This is a genomic window from Aquipuribacter sp. SD81 (assembly GCF_037153975.1).
Taxonomy (GTDB): Bacteria; Actinomycetota; Actinomycetes; order Actinomycetales; family JBBAYJ01; genus Aquipuribacter.
Genome location: NZ_JBBAYJ010000001.1, coordinates 1 through 18977, shown reverse-complemented (window position 1 = coordinate 18977; position 18977 = coordinate 1). Strand labels below are relative to the sequence as shown.

Genomic DNA, 18977 nt, shown 5'->3' with positions numbered 1-18977 from the left:
GTTTCGATCGAATCGATGCGATGCTACGGCAGACTGGACCGGTCGCCAACCCTCCCGCCGGGGGGTGCCCGCCCACCACGAGGAGGCCGAGCCCCATCGCTCCCGTCCCGCGTCCCGCGCGCGCCACGCGGCGCCCCACCCTCGCCGACGTCGCCGCGGCCGCGGGCGTCTCCGCCTCGACCGCCTCGCTCGCCTTCAGCGGCGCGGGTCCGGTGGCGGTGGCCACGCGCGAGCGCGTGCTCGCCGCCGCCCGCGGGCTCGGCTACGCCGGGCCCGACCCGACCGCCGCGTCGCTGCGGCGCGGGCGCTCCGGCGTCGTCGGCGTCGTGGTGGGCGAGCGGCTCCGCGACGCCTTCCGCGACCCCTACGTCGCGACGCTGCTCGACGGCGTCGTCGACGCGCTGGCCGGCGAGGGGCTCGCCATCCTCCTGCTGCCCATGACGCACGACCTCTCCGGCGCCCCGGCCGAGCAGTACCGGACCGCCGCGATGGACGCCGTCGTCTTCGCCACCGGCGGGCTGCCGGACGACCCGGCGCTCGCCGTGGTCCGCGACCGCGGCGTGCCGGTCGTGTCGATCGAGGGCCCGGACGTGCCCGGCGCCTCGCTCGTGCGGGTCGACGACCGGACCGGCTCGCGCGAGGCGGCCGAGCACCTGCTCGCGCTCGGGCACGAGCGCGTCGCCGTCGTCACGATGCCGTGGCGGCTGGACGGGCACGAGGGGGCGCTGGGGTCCCGGCGCCGACGGCTCCGAGGCTTCGCCGACTGCACCGCCCGGCTCGCGGGCGTGGAGGACGCGCTGCGTCCCGTCGCGGTGCACGAGTGCGCGACGAACGCCGTCGAGCACGGCCGCCGGGCCGCGCACGCCGTGCTCGCCGACCCCGCGGGGCCGGCGGGTCGCGGGCGGCCCACGGCCGTGGTCGCGCAGAGCGACGTCCTCGCGGCGGGTGTCGTGCAGGCGTGCGGCGAGCTCGGCCTCGCCGTGCCGGGCGACGTGAGCGTCGTCGGGTTCGACGGCGTCGACCTGCCGTGGCTGCGCCCGCACGCGCTCACGACCCTCGTGCAGCCGGTGGCGGACAAGGCACGGGCCACCGCCGACGCCGTCCTCGGCCGCCTGGGCGGCGGCGAGCCCACCGACGTCACCCTGCCGGTGCACCTGCGGACGGGCACCACGACGGGCCCGGCCCCCGGACGCTGAGGGCCGCGCTCGTCAGGCGAGCCGGACCGTCGCGCGCGTCTTGGTGAGGACGGTGTCCCCGCCGCACGTGACGGTGAGGTCGACGACGCAGCGGCGCGCCTCGACGTCGACGGAGCGCACCGCACCCGTCACCTCGACGGTCGCGGCTCCCGGGTCGGGCACGACCACCGGCCGGGTGAAGCGGGTGGAGTAGGCGAGCACGGCGGTCGGCTCCCCCGCCCACTCGGCGACGACCTGAGAGGCGAGGCCCATCGTCAGCATGCCGTGGGCGATGACGCCGGGCAGGCCGACCTCGCGGGCGACGCGGTCGCTCCAGTGGATGGCGTTGTGGTCCGTGGACGCCCCGGCGTACGCGACGAGGGCGGCGCGGTCGACGACGAAGGAGCGCGCCGGGAGGGCGTCGCCGACCGCGACGCCGTCGAGGGGGCGCAGGGCGCTCACGCGGCCGCTCCGCGGTGCACGAGCATGGCGGTCACCGTGCTGCGTGCCTCGCCGGCGACCGTCGTCACCTCGGTCCGCAGCGTGAGCATGTCGACCCCGGCCGCCTGCCGCAGCGCCGCCACGGTCGTGGTGACGAGGAGCTCCTCCCCCGCGACGACCGGGGCGTGGTGCTCGAAGCCCTGCTCGCCGTGGACGACGCGGGCGTACTCGATGCCGACCTCGGGGTCGGCCACGAGCCGCTGCGTCGCGCCCTGGGCGGCGACCACGAGGAACGTCGGCGGCGCGACGAGGTCGGCGAAGCCCGCCGCGCGGGCGGCGCCGACGTCGTGGTGCCACGGGTGCGTGGCCCCCACGGCGCGCGCGAAGGCCCGTACGGCCTCGCGGCCGACGACGAAGGGCTCGTCGGCGGGGTACTCCCGGCCGACGAGCCCCTGGTCGAGCGTCACGCGGGTGCGATCAGCGGGTCTCGCGGTGCGCGGTGTGCTTGCCGCAGCGCGGGCAGAACTTTGCGAGGTCGAGCCGGTCGGGGTCGTTCCGACGGTTCTTCTTCGTGATGTAGTTCCGCTCCTTGCACTCCGTGCACGCCATCGTGATCTTGGGGCGGACGTCAGCGCTCTTGGCGGCCATGGCGGGAACCTTCCGGTGGGCAGGTGGTGTCGTTCTGAGCAGGTGTACCGGTAGCGGTGGCCGGACTTGAACCGACGACACAGCGATTATGAGCCGCTTGCTCTACCAACTGAGCTACACCGCCTCGTGGGGCGCCTGGCGACAGGCGCCCACAGAGCCCCGATAGGGAATCGAACCCTAGACCTTCTCCTTACCATGGAGACGCTCTGCCGACTGAGCTATCGGGGCAACAGCGACGAGGGTACAGGACCCGGGAGCGTGCGCGTGCACGCCCGCCCGGCCCCGGACCGTGACCGTCCCGCAACCACCCGGCAACCGACCCGCAACCGCCGCGGCACGTCCGCGTGCCCTCCGTACGGGAGACTCGGACCCGATGGACACCACGACCGACGCGCGCGCCGCAGGCGACGCCCTCCCCGGACGCGGGGCCGGCGGCCGCGTCCCGCCGGCCGCGCGACGACCCACCCGCTCCGAGCGGGCCGCGGCCGGGCGCGCGGCGCCGGGACCGGGGGCGCCGCTCCCGCTGTGGGCCGGCGTGCTCGCCGCCGTCGCCGCGGTGCAGACCGCGCTCAGCCTCGACGCGACCGCGCCCGTGCAGACCAAGGACGAGATCGGCTACCTCATGGCCGGCCGGCTGCTCGGCGGCGGCGGGGGCGCCGACCTGATCATGCCGCCGCACGCGGGCGGCTACTCCGCGGGCTGGGGGCTGCTCGCCTCCCCGCTGTGGACCGTGGCCGCCGGCGACCCCGTGCGCTTCCTCTCCCTCACGATCGCCCTCAACGTCGTGCTCGCGACGGTCGCGGTGGGCGTGTGGGCGGCGGTCTCCCGCCGCCTCGGGGCCGGCCCGCGGACGGCCCTGGTCGTGGGCGCCGTCGTCGCGGTCGCGCCCGGGCGGGCGCTGTACACCGGCTACGCGCTGCCCGAGGCGCTCGTCGGCGTGCTCGTGGCGGCGGCGTTCCTGCTCGTGCTGCGGCTGTGGGACGGCGCCGCCGTGCCGAGCGACCGGCGCACCGGCACCGCCGTCGCCCTCGCCCTGCTCGCGGGCTACCTCGGGCTCGTGCACTCCCGCTTCGTACCGACCGCCGCGCTGCTCGTCGTCGTGCTCGCGTGGTGGGCGTGGCGTTCCCGGGCGCGCCACGGCTGGACCGTCACGGCGCTCGGGGCGGCGGGCGTCGTCGCCTCCGTCGTCGTCAACCGTCTCGTGGAGGCGCGGCTGTACGGCGACGTCGACCGCTTCTCCGCCGCCGGGGACCAGGTGGGTCAGCTGCACGCCGGCTTCATGGCCTCCCTCGTCGTGGGCCACGCGTGGTACGGCGCGGTCGCCTGGGTGGGGCTCACGGTCGTCGGCGGCCTGTGGGCCGCGCGCCACGCGCGTACCGAGCTCCGCCGCCGGACCCCCGGCCCGTGGACGGTCCTGCTCGTGCTGTCGCTCGGCCAGCTGGTCGTCGGCGCCGTCTACCTGTCCACCCGCCTGACGGTCGGGGCCGGGCGCCTCGACCAGGTGGTCTACGGCCGCTACACCGACCCGGTGTGGGCGCTGCTCGCGACCGTCGGGCTGACGGTCGTGGTGACGGGCCTGCTCGACCGGCCGCTGTGGCGCCGCTCGGTGCAGGTGGTCGCGCTGCTCGGCGTCGGTGTCGCGGTCGTCCTGTTCGCCGTGGGCGGCATCGTCGCCGGCCTCGTGCAGCTCAACGTCCCCGGCATCGAGATGTGGGAGTGGACGTCGGGCCAGGAGCTCGCCGTGCCGTTCGTGCAGGCGACGCTCGCCGCGCTCGCGGTGCTGCTCGGGCTGCGCTGGCTGCTGGCCCGCGGTCTCGCCCGGGCCGCCGCCGCGGGCGTGGTGCTCACGGTCGCGGCCGGCCTGGCCCTCGCGGGCACCTTCACCGCCGAGCACCGGACGATCGACCCGCGCGACGAGTACCTGCGCGAGCTCTTCACGCTGCGGGAGACGGTCGAGGAGTACCCGGACGCCCGCGTGGTGCTCGTCGTGGACCGACCGCTGCTGCTGACCGGCACGGCCTTCCAGTACTGGCTCGGCGACCGGGACTACCGCCTCACCGACCCCGCCGAGGAGGCGACGCGGATCGCCGAGGGCGAGCTCGTGGTCGGCACGCTGTGGCCGCGCCCGCTCATGATCGGCGCGCAGACCCGGCTGGTCGAGGTGGACCCGACCGCGCGCTACGGCGTCTGGTACGCCCCGGCCGGTCCGTCGGTCCCCGCGGGCGGCTGAGGCAGGCGCCGACGACGACGAGAGGCCGGGCCCGACCGGGCCCGGCCTCTCGGCGGCGTGTGGCAGGTGCAGGATTCGAACCTGCGAAGGCAGTGCCGGCTGATTTACAGTCAGCTCCCTTTGGCCGCTCGGGCAACCTGCCGGGTGCGCGTGCCGCCCCGGCGCGGACGCCGCGGCAGCGGTGCGAGGATAGCAAGGCGGCGGGCGCCCTCGTGACGCCCGGGCGTCGCGCCCGGCCCGCCGAGACGTACACCCGCCCCCCACCAGGAAGGTGCTCCCCGTGGCAGCGGACTCCTCGTTCGACGTCGTCAGCAAGCTCGACCGCCAGGAGGTCGACAACGCCCTCAACCAGGCGGCCAAGGAGGTCGCGCAGCGCTACGACTTCAAGGGCACGGACGCCTCGATCGCCTGGCGCGGCGAGGAGGCGATCCGCATCGAGGCCAACAGCGAGGAGCGCGCCCAGGCCGTGCTCGACGTGCTGCAGACCAAGCTCATCAAGCGCGGGGTGTCGCTCAAGGCGCTGGACTCCGGCGAGCCGAAGGCCTCGGGCAAGGTCTACGTCCTCGACTCGGCCCTCAAGGAGGGCCTGAGCCAGGAGAACGCGAAGAAGATCGGCAAGCTCATCCGCGACGAGGGGCCCAAGGGCGTCAAGGCGCAGATCACCGGCGACGAGATGCGCGTGTCGAGCAAGAGCCGCGACGACCTGCAGCAGGTCATCCAGCTGCTCAAGAACGCCGACCTCGACGTCGCGCTTCAGTTCGTCAACTACCGCTGAGGTCCGCAGGTTCGGAGCCCTCCGCATCCGCAGGTGCCCGTGACCGGCGTGGGGGCATACAGGGGGCACACCTCGGAGACGCAAGGTGCCCCGTCAGCCGGTGCCCGTGGGAGGCGGGGCGCGCTCTCGCAGCGGGGGCCGGGGGTCGGCATCGGCCGGCAGTTCGCGACGGCGGAGCTCACCGCAGCGAGTCCTTCTGACACCTGCGGCCTCCCTCCCCCTCGACGGCCCAGCCTCCGCCTCTCACCAAGTCGGGTTTCGTGTCCTCATCGCGAAAGCCAGCGAGCGGACGAGTCGGTCGATAACGTGCCGTGATCGTCGGTGAGGGAGGGGGAGGACATGGCGGACGAGAGCTGGCACGAGGCGCGACTGATTCCGACGTCGGGCATCAACGGGGCCGAGGAGCAGGAGCGCCGCGCCACCTCGGCACTCCTAGCGGTTATGACGGCGGTACGGGAATTCGGTCGTGCCCTCACCAAGCCATACGGCGCCCCCGCCGGGCATGTCGAGACCTACATCGAGGTGCCGTTCGACCTCGGGGACAAGCGGCTCTACCCGGACGGCCTCATCCGTGTGAGCCGTGGCTCGAAGTCGTGGACGGCGCTGGTCGAGGTGAAGACCGCGGGCAACACGCTTGCCGTGGAGCAGATCGAGAACTACCTCGACATCGCAAGGGAACGCGGCTTCGATGCTGTGCTCACCATCTCCAACGAGATTCCCCCGATCGCCGGGCAGCACCCGACGCGGGTCGACAAGCGCAAGCTGCGCAAGGTTGACCTGCATCACCTGTCCTGGACCCACGTGCTGGCCGAGGCCGTCCTGCAGAAGGAGTTCCGCGGCGTCGCCGACCCAGACCAGGCGTGGATCCTCGGCGAACTGATCCGCTACCTCGAGCACCCGCGCTCGGGGGCGATGGAGTTCGAGGACATGAGCGACAGCTGGGTCGCCACGCGTGACGCCGTCACCGCCAGCACGCTACGAAAGACCGACAAGGGGGTGCAGGAGGTAGCCGCGAGGTTCGACGCCCTTCTTCGCTTTGCGAGCCTCCAGCTCGGCCGACAGCTCGGCACCGAAGTCACCCCTGTGCTGAGTCGGAAGGAGCTGGCGGAGCCCGCCCTGCGCACCGACGCCCTCGTCGCCCAGCTGGTCGACACCGGCCTTCTCAGCGGCGCCATCCGCATTCCCGACACAGTCGGACCATTGGTCGTCACAGCCGACCTGCGCGCCAAGACCGTCACATGCCATGTCGACCTCGACGCGCCGAAGGAGGGGCGCCCCACAACTCGGGTCAACTGGCTCATCCGACAGCTCAAAAGCGCTCCAGAAGGCATCCGCATCGAGGCGAGTGCGGCGCACGCCCGCGGGGCCGGGGCTGCCGACCTGCTGCGCGTGGTCAGAGACGATCCCGGCGTTCTCGTCGCCGACCCCACGAAGGAACTCCGGTCCTTCCGGGTCGCTGTCACGCGCGCCATGGGAAGCAAGAGGGGCCGTGGCCGTGGGGCCTTCATCGACTCGGTTCTCGATGCCGTCGACGCCTTCTACGCCGACGTGATCCAGAACCTCAAGGCCTGGTCCGCGGCCCCGCCGAGGCTTCGAGCCGAGCCTGTGACCGCAGATCCGACCGTCGGCGCGGCGCTCAGCTCCACGAGCCTCTCGTCCCAGGACGAACCCGACCTGGCGGTGACACGTCAGTCGGGTGGCCTCTGAAGGGGCCGAGCAATGCACCGCCGATCGACGTCAGCGACCGCAAGACAGTCCTGACGACACACGAGGTGCCTAGCCAGCACCACAGGGAGGGACGTTGTCGCAGCTCGTGGTTCGTTGGGACTGGACAGCAGTGGGGGCAATCCACATCGCCGAGGACGGTCAGACGCTCGACTGGCCGGCGATGCCTGCAGGCGCTGGTGTCTACCGCATCAATCTGCATCTGGGGGAGCGCACGCGTACGTACATCGGCGAGACCGACAGGTACGCCAGGCGCTTTCGCCACTACGACCGCCCCGGCCCGTCGCAGACGACGAACCGCAGGATGAAGGAGCGGCTCGTAACCCTCCTGGGAGTCCACGGCGGCACGGCCAGTGTCGATGTCGCCACGAGTGTCTCCCTGGAATCGGACAGAGGGCCCGTCGAACTGTCCAACCTCCCGCCGGTCTTCGTACGACGGCTTCTCGAGAATGCGGCCCTGTGCGTCGAGCGCGCCCGCGGTGGCGAGGTCGTCAACGGCCCCGGTTTTCCGAAGGGAGAGCTCTGGCCCGACTAGTGGGGACCGGGGCCCGGGTCACCACGACCGCACCGGCAGTTGAGTGACCGACTCAGGCTCGTGCCGCGGCCAGCCGCTGTTTCGTCCTACGCCTCTTCGCCGAGCGCCCGCAGCACCGCGGCCACGACCGGCGCCGGGTCGTCGCGGTGCACCGAGTGCCCCGCCCCGGCCGCGCGCTCGACGGTGACGAGCGGGTTCGCCGTCACGACGGCCTCCTGGGCGGGCGTGAAGAGCGCACCGACCGCGGGGTCGGCCCCTACGACGTGCGTGGGCACCGCGACCTGGGCGAGGGCGGCCACCCGGCCGTCCCACGGCGCGTTGTCGGTGAACCACCGCTCGACCGTGCCCGGGCTGACGGCCCGCGCGGCGGCGGCCTTGTGGTGGGCGTCGTCCGGGTGCCAGCGCAGGTTGTCCGCCGCGACCCGCGCCGCGTCGCGCGACGCGCGCACCTCGGCGACCTGGTCGACGACCAGGGCCGCCATGTCGTCGGCGCCGAGGAACGGGTCGACGAGCACGAGCGCAGCGACGTGGACCGCGCCGGACCGCGCGAGCTCGAGCACGACGGGGCCGCCGAAGGAGTGCCCGACGACCACGTCCCAGCGGGACCCGAGCGGGACGAGGTCCGCGGCGAGGTCGGCGAGGCGGTAGCGCGTGCCGGCGGGGGCACCGCCGTGGCCGCGGAGGTCCGGCGCCGTGACGGCGACGCCCTGCTCGGCGAGCGCCGAGGCCACCCGCCACCAGCCGGCGCCGCTCGCGCTCACGCCGTGGACGAGCAGGGCCCGGCGCCGACCGCCGAGCCCCCACTCGAGCACCGGCAGGCGGACCGCGACGGGCGCCGGGTCGCCGCTCACGCGTCCGTGCGCAGCACCCGCGCCTCCCACGGGCGCAGCACCGCGGCCTGCTGCGGCTCACCGAGGCTCCCGAGCACGAGCGGCAGGCCGACGGCCTCCGGCAGCAGCTCCCCGAGGTCGACGGCGCTCCCGCCGACGTTGCACACGACGAGCACCGCGGCCGGGTCGGCGCCGGGCAGCGTGCGGCGGAAGGCGTACACCTGCTCGTGCTCGGGCAGGAGCATCTCGAAGTCGCCGAGCGCCACCACGTCGAGGTCCTTGCGCAGCCCGATGAGCCGCCGGTGGTGCGCGAGCACCGAGCCCTCGTCGTCGCGCTGGGCCTCGACGTTCCACCGCACGTGGTCGGGGTTGACCTCGATCCACGGCTCCCCCGCGGTGAACCCGGCCTGCGGGGTGGCGTCCCACTGCACGGGGGTGCGGGCGTTGTCGCGGCTGTGCGCACGCAGCCCGGGCAGCAGGTCGGCGACGTCGCGGCCGGCGGCCTCCTGCTCGTTCGCCCAGCGCAGCGACTCCAGGTCGCGCAGGTCGAGCAGGCGCTGGAACGGCACGTTGGCCATGCCGATCTCCTCGCCCTGGTACACGTACGGCGTCCCCCGGTGCAGGTGCAGGAGCGTGGCGAGGCACGTCGCGGAGTCGCGGCGGTGCTCCTCGGAGTCGTCGCCGAAGCGGGAGACCGCCCGCGGCTGGTCGTGGTTGTCCCAGTACAGGCTGTTCCAGCCGACGTCGGCGAGCCCCGCCTGCCACCGCCCGAAGGTCGCCTTGAGGTCGCGCAGGTCGACGGGGCGGGGGTCGAACTTGCCCGCCGGGCCGTGGTCGAGCCCGACGTGCTCGAACTGGAAGACCATGTCGACCTCGCGACGGGCCGGGTCGGTGAACAGCCGCGCCTCCTCGACCGTCACCCCCGGCATCTCCCCCACCGTCAGCAGCGGCCCGCCGTCGAAGGCGCGGCGACCCTCGAACACCTCGCGGTGCATCTCGGCGAGGAACTCGTGGATGCGGGGCCCGCAGACCGTCTCACCGCTGCGGTCGCCGTAGCGCGAGCCGTCGGCGACGGGTCCGTCGTGGAGCCGGCCGTCGGGGCCCACACGCTTGGAGATGAGGTTGATGACGTCCATGCGGAACCCGTCGACCCCCCGGTCGAGCCACCACCGCATCATCGCGTAGACGGCGTGCCGGACCTCCGGGTTCTCCCAGTTGAGGTCGGGCTGCTTGCGGCTGAACAGGTGGAGGTAGTACTCGCCGCTCGCCTCGTCGAGCTCCCACGCGGGCCCGGAGAAGAAGCTCTCCCAGTTGGTCGGCTCCGCGCCCGGCGCCCCGGCCGCCATGCCCTCGCGCGGCGGGCGCCACCAGTACCAGTCCCGCTTCGGGCTGCTCGGCGAGGACCGGGACTCCGTGAACCACGGGTGCTCGTCGGAGGTGTGGTTGACGACGAGGTCCATGAGCAGCCGGATGCCGCGGGCGTGCAGCTGCTCGATCAGCTCGTCGAGCTGCTCGAGCGTGCCGAACACCGGGTCGACGTCGTGGTAGTCGCTGATGTCGTAGCCGTTGTCGTCCTGCGGGGAGCGGTAGACCGGCGACAGCCACAGCACGTCCACGCCGAGGTCGGCGAGGTGGTCGACGCGCTGGAGCACCCCGCCGAGGTCCCCGATGCCGTCGCCGTCGGAGTCCATGAACGAGCGCGGGTAGACCTGGTACACGGTGCTGCGCGTCCACCAGGGAGCGTCTCGCTGCGCGTCGTCGGCCATGTCCCGACCCTGCCAGCCGCGAGCGCGCCGGGCCAGGGCTGTCAGGGGGCCCCGGCGTCGCGCCCGGCCCGCTCCAGCCCGGCCTCGACGTCGGCGTCGACGAGGTCGCCGTTGCAGCCCACGCCCGCCCGCGAGCCCGCCGACACGGCGTCGACGACCTGCGCGGCCGGGTCGGCGACGTTCCCCGCGGCGTAGAGCCCGGGGACCGACGTGCGCCCGTGCGCGTCGACGACGACCCACGAGCCCTCTCCCCGGCGCTCGGTCGCCGCGCCGAGCCCCAGCAGCAGCGTGTCGGTGCCGCGGAACTGCGGCCCGACGAAGAGGGCCTGCAGGTCGACGACGTCACCGTCCTCGAGCCGTGCCCGGCGCAGCGCGTCGTCCTCGACCTCCAGGGCCACGACGCGCCGCGGCTCCACCGGCACGTCGAGGACGGCGAGGCGGCGCTGCTCGTCGGCGTCCACCGCGAGGCCGTGCGCGAGCACGACGACGTCGTCGCACCACTGCCGCACGAGCCGCGCCTGGTGGAAGGACCCGGGGCTGGTGGCCAGCACGCCGACCCGCAGGTCGGCGACCTCCCGGCCGTGGCAGTACGGGCAGTGGAGCACGTCGCGCCCCCAGCGCTCCCCCAGGCCGGCCACGTCGGGCAGCTCGTCCGACAGGCCCGTGCACACCACGAGCGCCCGGCACCGCACGCGGCGCCCGTCGACCGTCCGCACCTCGAAGCGGTCGCGTGCGTCCTCGACGGGCTCGACGGGCTCGACGGGCTCGACGGGCTCGACGGCGGCGGTGTCGGGCGCCAGGCGGACGACGGCGTCGACCGACGCACGCTCCACCCGCCCGCCGTAGGCGGTCACCTCCTCGCGACCGAGCCGCAGCAGCTCCGCCGGCGCGATGCCCTCCCGGGTGAGGTAGCCGTGTGCGTGCTCCGCCGCGGCGTTGCGCGGACCACCCGCGTCGAGGACGAGCACGTCACGCCGCGCGCGGGCCAGCACGAGGGCGCAGCCGAGGCCTGCGGCACCCCCTCCCACGACGACGACGTCGGCGCGCTCGCCGGCAGGTTCGCGGGCCGTGCCGGGAGCGGCGCCGGCGGTGGTGTGGGTCGGGGTCACCGGCGGGACGTACCCCGCCCGGGCGGGTCCACCCCGGCGCGGGACCGCTCCGACAGGGCGAGCGTGCGGCGGCGCACCGCGTCGCCCACCAGCGACAGCCCGCTGTTGACGAGCGCGAGACCGGCCGCCCCCTGGCCGGCCCAGCGCCGCGTGGCCGCACCGTCGTGACGGCGGACGGCCGCGTCGACGGCGACGCTCACCCCCGCGCCGACGAGGAGCAGCCCCACCGGGGCGAGCCACAGGTACGTGCGGTCACCGGTTCCGGACACGTCAGGACCCACCCGGCCCAGAGTAGGTCTCGAAGGCGGGGTGGGTCCGGACGGCAGGAGGGGCTCAGACCGCGGGCGACCCCGCCGGAACCGGCCCGAGCACGCGCTCGAGCGCGTCGGCGAGCCACGCGCGGGCCTGCTCGGCCGACTCGGGAGGGGCGAGCGACCGGGCCGCGACGTACATGTCGGGGCGCACGAGCAGCGCGCCGCCGTCGTCGACCTCGCGCAGCTCCGCCCAGTAGCCGTACGGGTCCTCGACGGGCTCACCCGGCCCGATCGACACCGGCCGGACCGTCAGCCCGCGCTCGGCCCCGAGCTGCTCGGCGGCGTCCAGCCACGCGCGCCCGCCGATGCCGGTGACGAGGCTCCACTCGCCGCCGCCGACCAGGTCGAGGGTGGAGACCCGGTGCCCGCGGCGCGTCACCCACGCGTGCGGCAGCTTCGCCCCGGGCCACGTGGTCGGCCGGGCGTACAGCTCGGGGTCGCGGGTGTGCTCGGGGACGGGGGTGCCGTCGGGGACGACGGCGCCGGAGGCGTAGCGGTGGTTGTGCTCGACGCCGTGGGCGTTGAACTCGTACGACTTGTAGGCGATCGCCTCGCGCAGGGCGGTGCGCACCTTGTCGCCCTCGGGGCCCGGCTCCTTGCGGGCCGCGAGGGCCGCCTCCAGCCGCGCGGGGTCGGAGGTGTCGTCGAGGCCGAGGGCCTGCATGATGCGCCCGGTGTCGGCGATGGACTGGTTCGCGCGCTCGACGATCTGCCGCGCGACGGGCGCCCGCTCCGCGTCGTAGCTGTCGAGCAGCGCCGGGGAGGCGGTGCCGCGAAGCACGTGGGCGAGCTTCCACGCCAGGTTGTACGCGTCCTGCACCGACGTGTTGGACCCGAGCCCGTTCGTCGGGGGGTGGCGGTGCACGGCGTCGCCGGCGCAGAACACGCGCCCGCGGGCCAGCGTCGTGGCGTAGTGGTGGTTGACGGTCCACGGCGAGCGCGCCGTCACCCGCATCTCGAAGTCGTCGGTGCCGACGAGCATGACGGCGAGCTCGCGGATGTAGTCGTCGGTGAGGTCGGGCGGGCCGTCGGCCACCGCGTAGCCCCACATGAGCATCCACTCGTGCCACGGCTTGATCATGCGGAGGACGCCGAGGCCGACGCCCTCCTTCTCCGCGCCGGGCTGCAGCATCCAGTACAGGACGGACGGGCGGTGTGCGACGAAGCGCGACAGGTCCGCCTCGAAGATGATCCCGAGGGCGCCGCCCACGGCACCGGGACCCTCGAACGGCAGGTCGAGGTCGCTCGCGACCGTCGAGCGGGCCCCGTCGGCGCCCACGAGGTATCGGGAGCGGACCTCGTACGTGCTGCCGGTGAGCCGGTCCCGCACGACGGTGGTGACGCCCTCGTCGTCCTGCGTGTGCGAGACGTACTCGGTCTCGAAGCGGACGCGCGCGCCGCGCTCCTGCGCCGCCTTCATCATCACCGGCTCGGTGATGGTCTGCGGCGCGTCGAGCATGTGGCACGGGCTCGCGGCCTCGTAGTCGGCCCGACGCGCCTCGGACGTGCCCCACGACTGCACGCGGCCGAGCTCCTCGCCGGCCAGGCTCGTGCAGAAGGTGGTGTTCGACATGGACTCCCACGGCGTCGCCTCGCGCATGAGCGTCTCCTCGAGGCCCATGTCGCGCAGCGTCTCCATCGTGCGCTGGTTCGTGATGTGGGAGCGCGGCGTGTCCGACAGCCGCCGGTACTTCGTGACGACGAGGACGTCCACCCCGTACGTCGCGAGGAACAGGGCCGCCGAGGCCCCCGCCGGGCCGGAGCCGACGACGAGCACGTCGGTCCTCACCTGTGCCGTGTGGTCCATCAGTCGCCTCCGTCGCCGACCTGCCTGCCGCGGACAATCGTCCGCGTGGCGTACACCTCGTTGACCGGTGAACTGTCACCCGGGCCGGCCGCACTGTCAACCGGTTCCCCGGAGCCGTCCGTCCCCGCGGCCGGCGAGCGACCTCCGCAGGTCCGTACCCACTACCCTCCGGACGGTGCCGCACGGCACCCGGTGACCAGCGCGGCCGCCGAGGCCCGCCGGGCCGAGCGACGCCGGAGGTGACGGTGCCCCGACGCGACGACGACCCCGACTTCGTCGAGGCGGTGGCCCGCGGTCTCGACGTGCTGCGCGCGTTCGCGCCCCGGCAGCCGGCCATGTCGCTCAGCGAGGTCGCGGCCGCGAGCGGGCTCGCGCGCCCCACGGCCCGGCGCATCCTGCTCACGCTGGAGACGCTCGGGTACGTGCGCTCCGGCGACGGGCAGTTCTCCCTGACGCCGCGCGTGCTCGAGCTCGGCCTCACGTACGTGCAGTCGATGGGGTTGTGGGACGTGGCCCGCCCCCACCTGGAGGCCCTGGTCGCCCGCACCGGCGAGTCCTCGTCGGTGGCCCAGCTCGACGGCAGCGACATCGTCTACGTCGCGCGGGTGGCCGTGCCGAAGATCATCGCGCTGGCGGTGCAGGTGGGGACCCGGTTCCCCGCGCCTGCGACGTCGATGGGCACCGTGCTGCTCGCCGACCTGACGCCGCGTGAGGTCGACACCGCCCTCGCGCAGCCGAGCCGCTCCGGGGTCGTGCCGCGCTGGGAGCCGACGCGCGCGGAGCTCGAGGAGGCCCTCGCCGACGCGCGCGCGGCCGGGTACGCCGTCGCGGACGAGAAGCTCGCGCCCGGCGTGCGGTCGGTGGCGGCCCCGCTGCGGCGCGGGGCCGGCGGACCGGTCGTCGCCGCGGTCAACGTCACGGTCCACGCGGCGGAGACCTCGCTCGCCACGCTGCTGGAGCACCACCTGCCGCTGCTGCTCGCCACGGCCGAGACCGTCAGCGAGGAGCTCGCCCTCGTCGCCCGCCTGCCCGTCTCCCACGTCGACACCGACGCCAACGGCAGCGAGGGCCGGCCGACCGGGCCCGCCCCGCCCGCTTGACACCCTCCGGGCCCAGCCGGAGACTCCTCGTGCGGACAGTCGTCCGCTCAGCGGACACGGAGGACGGATGACGGCGTCTGACTCTCACGGCCCGGCTCGTACCGGCCCGCTCGCCGGGCTGCTCGTCGCGGACTTCTCCCGCATCCTCGCCGGGCCCTACGCGACGATGCTGCTCGCCGACATGGGCGCCGACGTCGTCAAGGTGGAGAACCCCGGCACGGGCGACGACACGCGCACGTGGGTGCCCCCCGTGCGCGGCGAGGTGTCGACCTACTACCTCGGCGTGAACCGCGGGAAGCGGTCGGTCGCCCTCGACCTGCGCGACCCCGACGACCTGCGGGCGGCCCGCGAGCTCGCCCGGCGCGCCGACGTCGTCATCGAGAACTTCAAGCCGGGCGGGCTCGCCAAGTACGGCCTGGACTACGCGAGCGTGAGCGAGGCGAACCGCGGCGTCGTGTACGCGTCCATCACGGGGTTCGGCGCGGACGCCGGTGCCCACCTGCCGGGCTACGACCTCATGGTCCAGGCGATGTCGGGGCTCATGAGCCTGACCGGCGACCCCGAGGGCGAGCCGTACCGGGCGGGCATCAGCGTCTTCGACGTCATGAGCGGCATGCAGGCGACCATCGGCATCCTCGCGGCGCTCACCCACCGCGCGGGGCCCGGGGCGGGCGCGGGGCAGCACGTGCAGGTCAACCTCATGTCGACGGCGCTGTCCGGCCTCGTCAACCACACGAGCGCGTGGGTGGCCGGCGGCACCGTGCCGTTCCGCATGGGCAACGCCCACCCGAGCCTGTTCCCCTACGAGCCGCTGCCCGTGGCCGACGGCGAGCTCATCGTCATCGCGGGCAACGACGGGCAGTTCGCCCGGCTGTGCGAGGTCCTCGGCCTGCCCGAGCTGCTCGAGGACCCGCGCTTCGCGCACAACCAGGACCGCACCGCCAACCGCGACGAGCTGCGCCCGCTGCTGGTGGAGCGCCTGCGCACCCGCACCCGTGACGAGTGGTTCCGCGCGCTGCTGGACGCCGGCGTCCCGTGCGCGCCCATCAACACCGTCGACGAGGGCGTCGCCTTCGCCGAGGAGATCGGCCTGGACCCCGTCGTGGAGGTGGGCGGGGCCGGGCGGGCGGTGCCGAGCGTCCGCAACCCCGTCCGCTTCAGCACGACGCCCGCGTCGTACGAGCTGCCGCCGCCGGAGCTCGACGAGCACGGCGAGGAGATCAGGCGCTGGCTGCTGTCCGACGGGCCGCGCCCCGGCGCCTCGCACGAGTCCCGGGCGGAGGCGCACCGGTGAGCGACGTGGCCGGTGACGGCCCCACCTTCCCGACCGGTCTCGGCACGTCCGACGCCACGCAGATCCGCCTCATGGGGCACGACCTCGCCGAGGACCTCATGGGCCGGGTGGGCTTCGGCGAGCTCGCGCTGTGGCTCATGACGCAGGAGCGGCCCTCGCCCGGTCACGTGCGCGTGTTCGAGACCGTCCTCGTCGCCCTCGCGGACCACGGCTTCACGCCGACCGCGATCGCGTCGCGGCTCACGTACCTGAGCGCGCCGGACTCCCTGCAGGGCGCGCTCGCCGCCGGGCTGCTCGGCGGGGGCTCGCGCTTCCTCGGGGTGACGGAGGACTGCGGCCGCTTCCTCGCCGGGGTCCTCGCGACGGTCGACGGCGACCTGCCGGGCGACGACGCCGGCTGGGACGCGCTGGCTCTCACGGCCGTGCAGGAGGCGCGCGCCGCGAAGCGCTTCGTGCCGGGCCTCGGCCACCCCGTGCACAAGGAGCAGGACCCCCGCACCCCCCGGATCCTCGCCGTCGCGGAGGAGGAGGGGCTGCGCGGGCCGCACCTGCGCCTGTTCGAGGCCGTGGGCCGGGTGCACCCGCAGGTGCTGGGCCGCACCCTGCCGCTCAACGGCGCCGGTGTGTGCGGCGCCGCGCTCGCGGACCTCGACCTGCCCGTCGAGCTGCTGCGCGGCGTGGCGCTGCTCGCCCGCACCGCCGGCCTGCTCGGGCACCTCGCGGAGGAGCGGCGCCGCCCGCTCGGCATGGACGTCTACCTCGCCGTCGACCGCAACGCCACGTACGTGCCCCACGAGACCGCGGACTGAGCGCTCCCCCCACCCCCGGACCGGACGAAGGAGTCCCGAGTTGGCAGAGATCGTCGCCGTCATCGCCTCGACCCACCACCCGTTCTACTACCGGGCGAGCACGTCCACGGGGGCCGAGCGGCCGCCGTTCGCCGACGAGTGGGTGCGGCGGGTCGAGCGCTTCCGCGCCACCCTCACGGCCGCGCGGCCCGACGTGCTGCTCATGGTGGGCAGCGACCACTTCCACCAGCTGTGGCTGGACAACATGCCCCAGTTCCTCGTCGGGCACGCGGAGCGCTACGACGCGAACTGGTACAACGAGGAGCGGGAGTTCGGCCTGCCGCGCATGCACATGGCCGGGGACCGCGACCTGTCCGGGCACCTGCTGCGCAGCGGCCTCGACCTCGGCTTCGACCTCGCGTTCAGCAACGAGCTGCGCATCGACCACTCCGTGACGTGCCCGATCATCACGCTGCGCCCGGAGAACGACCTGCCGATCGTGCCGGTCTACACCAACATCTTCGCCCCGCCCCTGCCGCAGCCGAAGCGCTTCGTCCAGCTCGGGCAGGCCATCCGGGAGATGGTCGCGTCGTGGCCGAGCGACAAGCGGGTCGCCGTCATCGGCACGGGTCACCTGTCGTTGGAGCTCGGCGGCCCCCGGCAGTTCGGCCCGCACGGACCCGACCCCGACTTCGACCGGAAGGCCGTCGGCTGGATCGCCTCCGGCGACATCGAGAAGACACTCGCCGAGGTGACGCTGGAGTCGCTGCACACCCCGGGCAACGCGACCCACGGCTTCATGGACTTCATGCTCATGATGGGCGTCGCCGGCGAGGGGCAGCAGGCCGACCACGTCGACCACCTCGACCTGTTCCACACGATGGAGGCGTACTTCACGTGGTACCCCGGCGGGCCGCCGCCGGCGGAGGTGGCGGGCAGCCTCGTGCGGGACCTGCCCGGCGAGCGCGAGGAGGTCGGGGCGTGAGCCGCTACCTGGTGAACAAGTTCCTGTTCTGCGTCGACCGCGACCCCGAGCTCGTCGAGCGGTACCGCGAGGACCCGGCCGGGACGGTCGAGTGGTGGGAGGAGCACGAGGCGAACCGGATCCTCGCCTGCCACGGCGACGAGCGCTCGACCTGGCTCGCGTTCACCGACGAGGAGCGCGAGGCCCTGCGCACCCACGACCACCCCGCCCTGTTCGGCCTGGGAGCGCACCCGTTCCTCACGCTCACGCTCTTCATCGCGATGTTCGAGCGCGACCACGCCGAGCCGCTCGGCTTCCAGCTGCAGTACGCCCAGCGCCTCGCGCACTTCTCGATGCCCTACCCCGACATCGCCACGTGACCCGGGGGACCTAGGTCCTCCCGGCCCCGGGGGTCACCGGCCGATACTCACCTCGTGCCAGCCGCACCCGACCGCGCCCCGAGCGGGGACCCGGACAGCCTCGTCACCCTCCTCGGCGGGCGCACCGGGGCCCTCGACGCGTCCCTGCCGGGCCTCGTCCTCGTCGCCGTCGTCGTGTGGCGTGACGACCTGGGCCTCGCGCTGGGTGTCGCCGTGGCCGTGGCGGTCCTGCTCGGCGCGCTGCGGCTGCTGCGGGGCCGCCCGCCGCGCGCAGCCCTGCTCGGCCTGCTGGGGACGGTCGTCAGCGCGCTCGTGGTGGCCCGTACCGGCCGCGCGGTCGACTTCTTCCTCCTGCAGCTGCTCGCCAACGGGGCGAGCGCGCTCGTGTGGACGCTGTCGGTGTGGCTGCGCCGGCCGCTGCTCGGCCTCGTCGTGGGGGGCGTGCTGCGGCAGCGTGGAGCGTGGCGGCGCGACCCCGTCCTGCTGCGCGCCTACAGCCGGGCCAGCTGGTGGTGGGTGGGCAGCTACGTGCTCCGCTTCGCGGTGTTCGCCACGCTGTGGTGGGCGGACCAGCTCCTCGCCCTCGGCGTCGCCCGCGCCGCGCTGTCGTGGCCGCTCGTCACCGCCGTCGTGGCGCTCAGCTGGTGGACGGTCCGCCGGATGCTGCCGGCGGGACACCCCGGGCTGCGTCACCCGCAGGTGCCCGACGGCGACCCGGCGCCGCGAGGAGCACGACGACCGCGACGACCGCGCTCAGACGCAGTGCACCGACCGGCTGCACCGGACCCAGCCGCTCCCCCGGCAGCAGCAGCGCCGGCACCGTCGCCGTCGCCGGCTGGACGAGGGTGAGCACCACCGCGAGGACGTCGCGGGCGAGCGCCGCGACGGCGGGGCGGTAGCGGCCGTCCGCGCCGGACGACAGCCCCGCGTCCCGGCCGCGGCCACGGCCACGGCCCCGCCCGCCGGGCCGCCCGTGGCCCGGGACGCCGCCGCGAGCACGACCAGCGGGCGGGCGGGGGACCGGTCCGCCCTCCGGCACGGCGCGGCGCAGGCGCCGCGGCGGCGGCAGGGACCGCACCGTACCGCCACCCGGGCG

At 74.5% G+C, this 18977-nt stretch carries 19 protein-coding genes and 3 tRNA genes; 11 read left to right on the top strand and 11 right to left on the bottom strand.

The features are described from left to right. Nucleotides 1-20 precede the first annotated feature (20 nt). Nucleotides 21-1196, top strand: a complete 1176-nt coding sequence (locus WAA21_RS00110; protein WP_336920692.1) for a LacI family DNA-binding transcriptional regulator — start codon at nt 21-23, stop codon at nt 1194-1196. Nucleotides 1197-1208: 12 nt separating this feature from the next. On the opposite strand, the gene WAA21_RS00105 is transcribed toward WAA21_RS00110, so the two are convergent. The 5 genes from WAA21_RS00105 to WAA21_RS00085 form a co-directional block, all read right to left on the bottom strand. Next, a complete protein-coding gene (locus tag WAA21_RS00105) occupies nt 1209-1637 on the bottom strand; it encodes a MaoC/PaaZ C-terminal domain-containing protein (RefSeq protein ID WP_442893199.1) in 429 nt (142 codons plus the stop codon). Continuing rightward, complete coding sequence (locus tag WAA21_RS00100; RefSeq protein WP_336920691.1) at nt 1634-2083, bottom strand: FAS1-like dehydratase domain-containing protein; 450 nt, start codon at nt 2081-2083, stop codon at nt 1634-1636. Before WAA21_RS00100 ends, WAA21_RS00105 begins: the two co-directional genes overlap by 4 nt. Before the next feature lie 10 nt (nt 2084-2093). Continuing rightward, nucleotides 2094-2264, bottom strand: coding sequence for a 50S ribosomal protein L33 (gene rpmG / locus WAA21_RS00095; protein ID WP_336920690.1), 171 nt, complete (start codon nt 2262-2264; stop codon nt 2094-2096). Between the two features lie 51 nt (nt 2265-2315). Then, nucleotides 2316-2388: transfer RNA gene (locus tag WAA21_RS00090), tRNA-Met, on the bottom strand. Nucleotides 2389-2419: 31 nt separating this feature from the next. Then, nucleotides 2420-2492 (bottom strand) — tRNA-Thr (locus tag WAA21_RS00085). Between the two features lie 145 nt (nt 2493-2637). On the opposite strand from WAA21_RS00085, the gene WAA21_RS00080 reads away from it, so the two are divergent. Next, nucleotides 2638-4494: a hypothetical protein gene (locus tag WAA21_RS00080; RefSeq protein WP_336920689.1), complete on the top strand. Its 1857-nt coding sequence runs from the start codon at nt 2638-2640 to the stop codon at nt 4492-4494. A gap of 60 nt (nt 4495-4554) precedes the next feature. Here the strand turns inward: WAA21_RS00080 and WAA21_RS00075 are convergent. Next, nucleotides 4555-4636, bottom strand: a tRNA-Tyr gene (locus WAA21_RS00075). Between the two features lie 138 nt (nt 4637-4774). Between WAA21_RS00075 and WAA21_RS00070 the strand changes: the two genes are divergently transcribed. From WAA21_RS00070 to WAA21_RS00060, 3 genes are all read left to right on the top strand, one after another. Next, nucleotides 4775-5269, top strand: a complete 495-nt coding sequence (locus WAA21_RS00070) for a YajQ family cyclic di-GMP-binding protein (protein WP_336920688.1) — start codon at nt 4775-4777, stop codon at nt 5267-5269. A gap of 339 nt (nt 5270-5608) precedes the next feature. Beyond that, on the top strand, nt 5609-6976 hold the full coding sequence (locus WAA21_RS00065) for a hypothetical protein (protein WP_336920687.1): 1368 nt from the start codon (nt 5609-5611) through the stop codon (nt 6974-6976). Nucleotides 6977-7070: 94 nt separating this feature from the next. Beyond that, nucleotides 7071-7529, top strand: coding sequence for a hypothetical protein (locus WAA21_RS00060; protein WP_336920686.1), 459 nt, complete (start codon nt 7071-7073; stop codon nt 7527-7529). Between the two features lie 86 nt (nt 7530-7615). Here the strand turns inward: WAA21_RS00060 and WAA21_RS00055 are convergent, their stop codons facing one another. Genes WAA21_RS00055 through WAA21_RS00035 form a run of 5 tightly spaced genes read right to left on the bottom strand, consistent with a single transcriptional unit; the run spans nt 7616 to nt 13355 of the window. Then, nucleotides 7616-8380, bottom strand: a complete 765-nt coding sequence (locus WAA21_RS00055; RefSeq protein WP_336920685.1) for an alpha/beta fold hydrolase — start codon at nt 8378-8380, stop codon at nt 7616-7618. Continuing rightward, nucleotides 8377-10125 carry a glycoside hydrolase family 13 protein gene (locus tag WAA21_RS00050; protein WP_336920684.1) on the bottom strand — a complete coding sequence of 583 codons (1749 nt, stop codon included), beginning with the start codon at nt 10123-10125 and terminating at the stop codon, nt 8377-8379. Before WAA21_RS00050 ends, WAA21_RS00055 begins: the two co-directional genes overlap by 4 nt. A 41-nt stretch (nt 10126-10166) precedes the next feature. Further along, entirely contained in the window at nt 10167-11234 is a 1068-nt protein-coding gene (locus WAA21_RS00045; RefSeq protein ID WP_336920683.1) for an NAD(P)/FAD-dependent oxidoreductase, read from the bottom strand. Continuing rightward, the gene (locus tag WAA21_RS00040; protein ID WP_336920682.1) at nt 11231-11515 is read right to left on the bottom strand and encodes a hypothetical protein; all 285 of its coding nucleotides are present in this window, start codon (nt 11513-11515) and stop codon (nt 11231-11233) included. Before WAA21_RS00040 ends, WAA21_RS00045 begins: the two co-directional genes overlap by 4 nt. Nucleotides 11516-11567: 52 nt before the next feature. Further along, nucleotides 11568-13355 (bottom strand): FAD-dependent oxidoreductase, encoded by a 1788-nt coding sequence (locus tag WAA21_RS00035; protein WP_336920681.1) that lies wholly within the window; start codon nt 13353-13355, stop codon nt 11568-11570. Between the two features lie 245 nt (nt 13356-13600). Here WAA21_RS00035 and WAA21_RS00030 point away from each other — a divergent pair, with 245 nt between their 5' ends. The 6 genes from WAA21_RS00030 (at nt 13601) to WAA21_RS00005 (ending at nt 18730) form a co-directional block, all read left to right on the top strand. Next, a complete protein-coding gene (locus tag WAA21_RS00030) occupies nt 13601-14455 on the top strand; it encodes an IclR family transcriptional regulator domain-containing protein (protein WP_336920680.1) in 855 nt (284 codons plus the stop codon). A 67-nt stretch (nt 14456-14522) separates the two neighbouring features. Next, complete coding sequence (locus WAA21_RS00025) at nt 14523-15749, top strand: CaiB/BaiF CoA transferase family protein (protein WP_336920679.1); 1227 nt, start codon at nt 14523-14525, stop codon at nt 15747-15749. Beyond that, a complete protein-coding gene (locus WAA21_RS00020; RefSeq protein WP_336920678.1) occupies nt 15746-16558 on the top strand; it encodes a citryl-CoA lyase in 813 nt (270 codons plus the stop codon). Before WAA21_RS00025 ends, WAA21_RS00020 begins: the two co-directional genes overlap by 4 nt. A gap of 40 nt (nt 16559-16598) precedes the next feature. Further along, on the top strand, nt 16599-17522 hold the full coding sequence (locus WAA21_RS00015; RefSeq protein ID WP_336920677.1) for a hypothetical protein: 924 nt from the start codon (nt 16599-16601) through the stop codon (nt 17520-17522). Continuing rightward, on the top strand, nt 17519-17881 hold the full coding sequence (locus WAA21_RS00010) for a hypothetical protein (RefSeq protein WP_336920676.1): 363 nt from the start codon (nt 17519-17521) through the stop codon (nt 17879-17881). Before WAA21_RS00015 ends, WAA21_RS00010 begins: the two co-directional genes overlap by 4 nt. 54 nt (nt 17882-17935) lie before the next feature. Then, a complete protein-coding gene (locus WAA21_RS00005; protein ID WP_336920675.1) occupies nt 17936-18730 on the top strand; it encodes a DUF3159 domain-containing protein in 795 nt (264 codons plus the stop codon). The last annotated feature ends 247 nt before the right edge of the window (nt 18731-18977 follow it).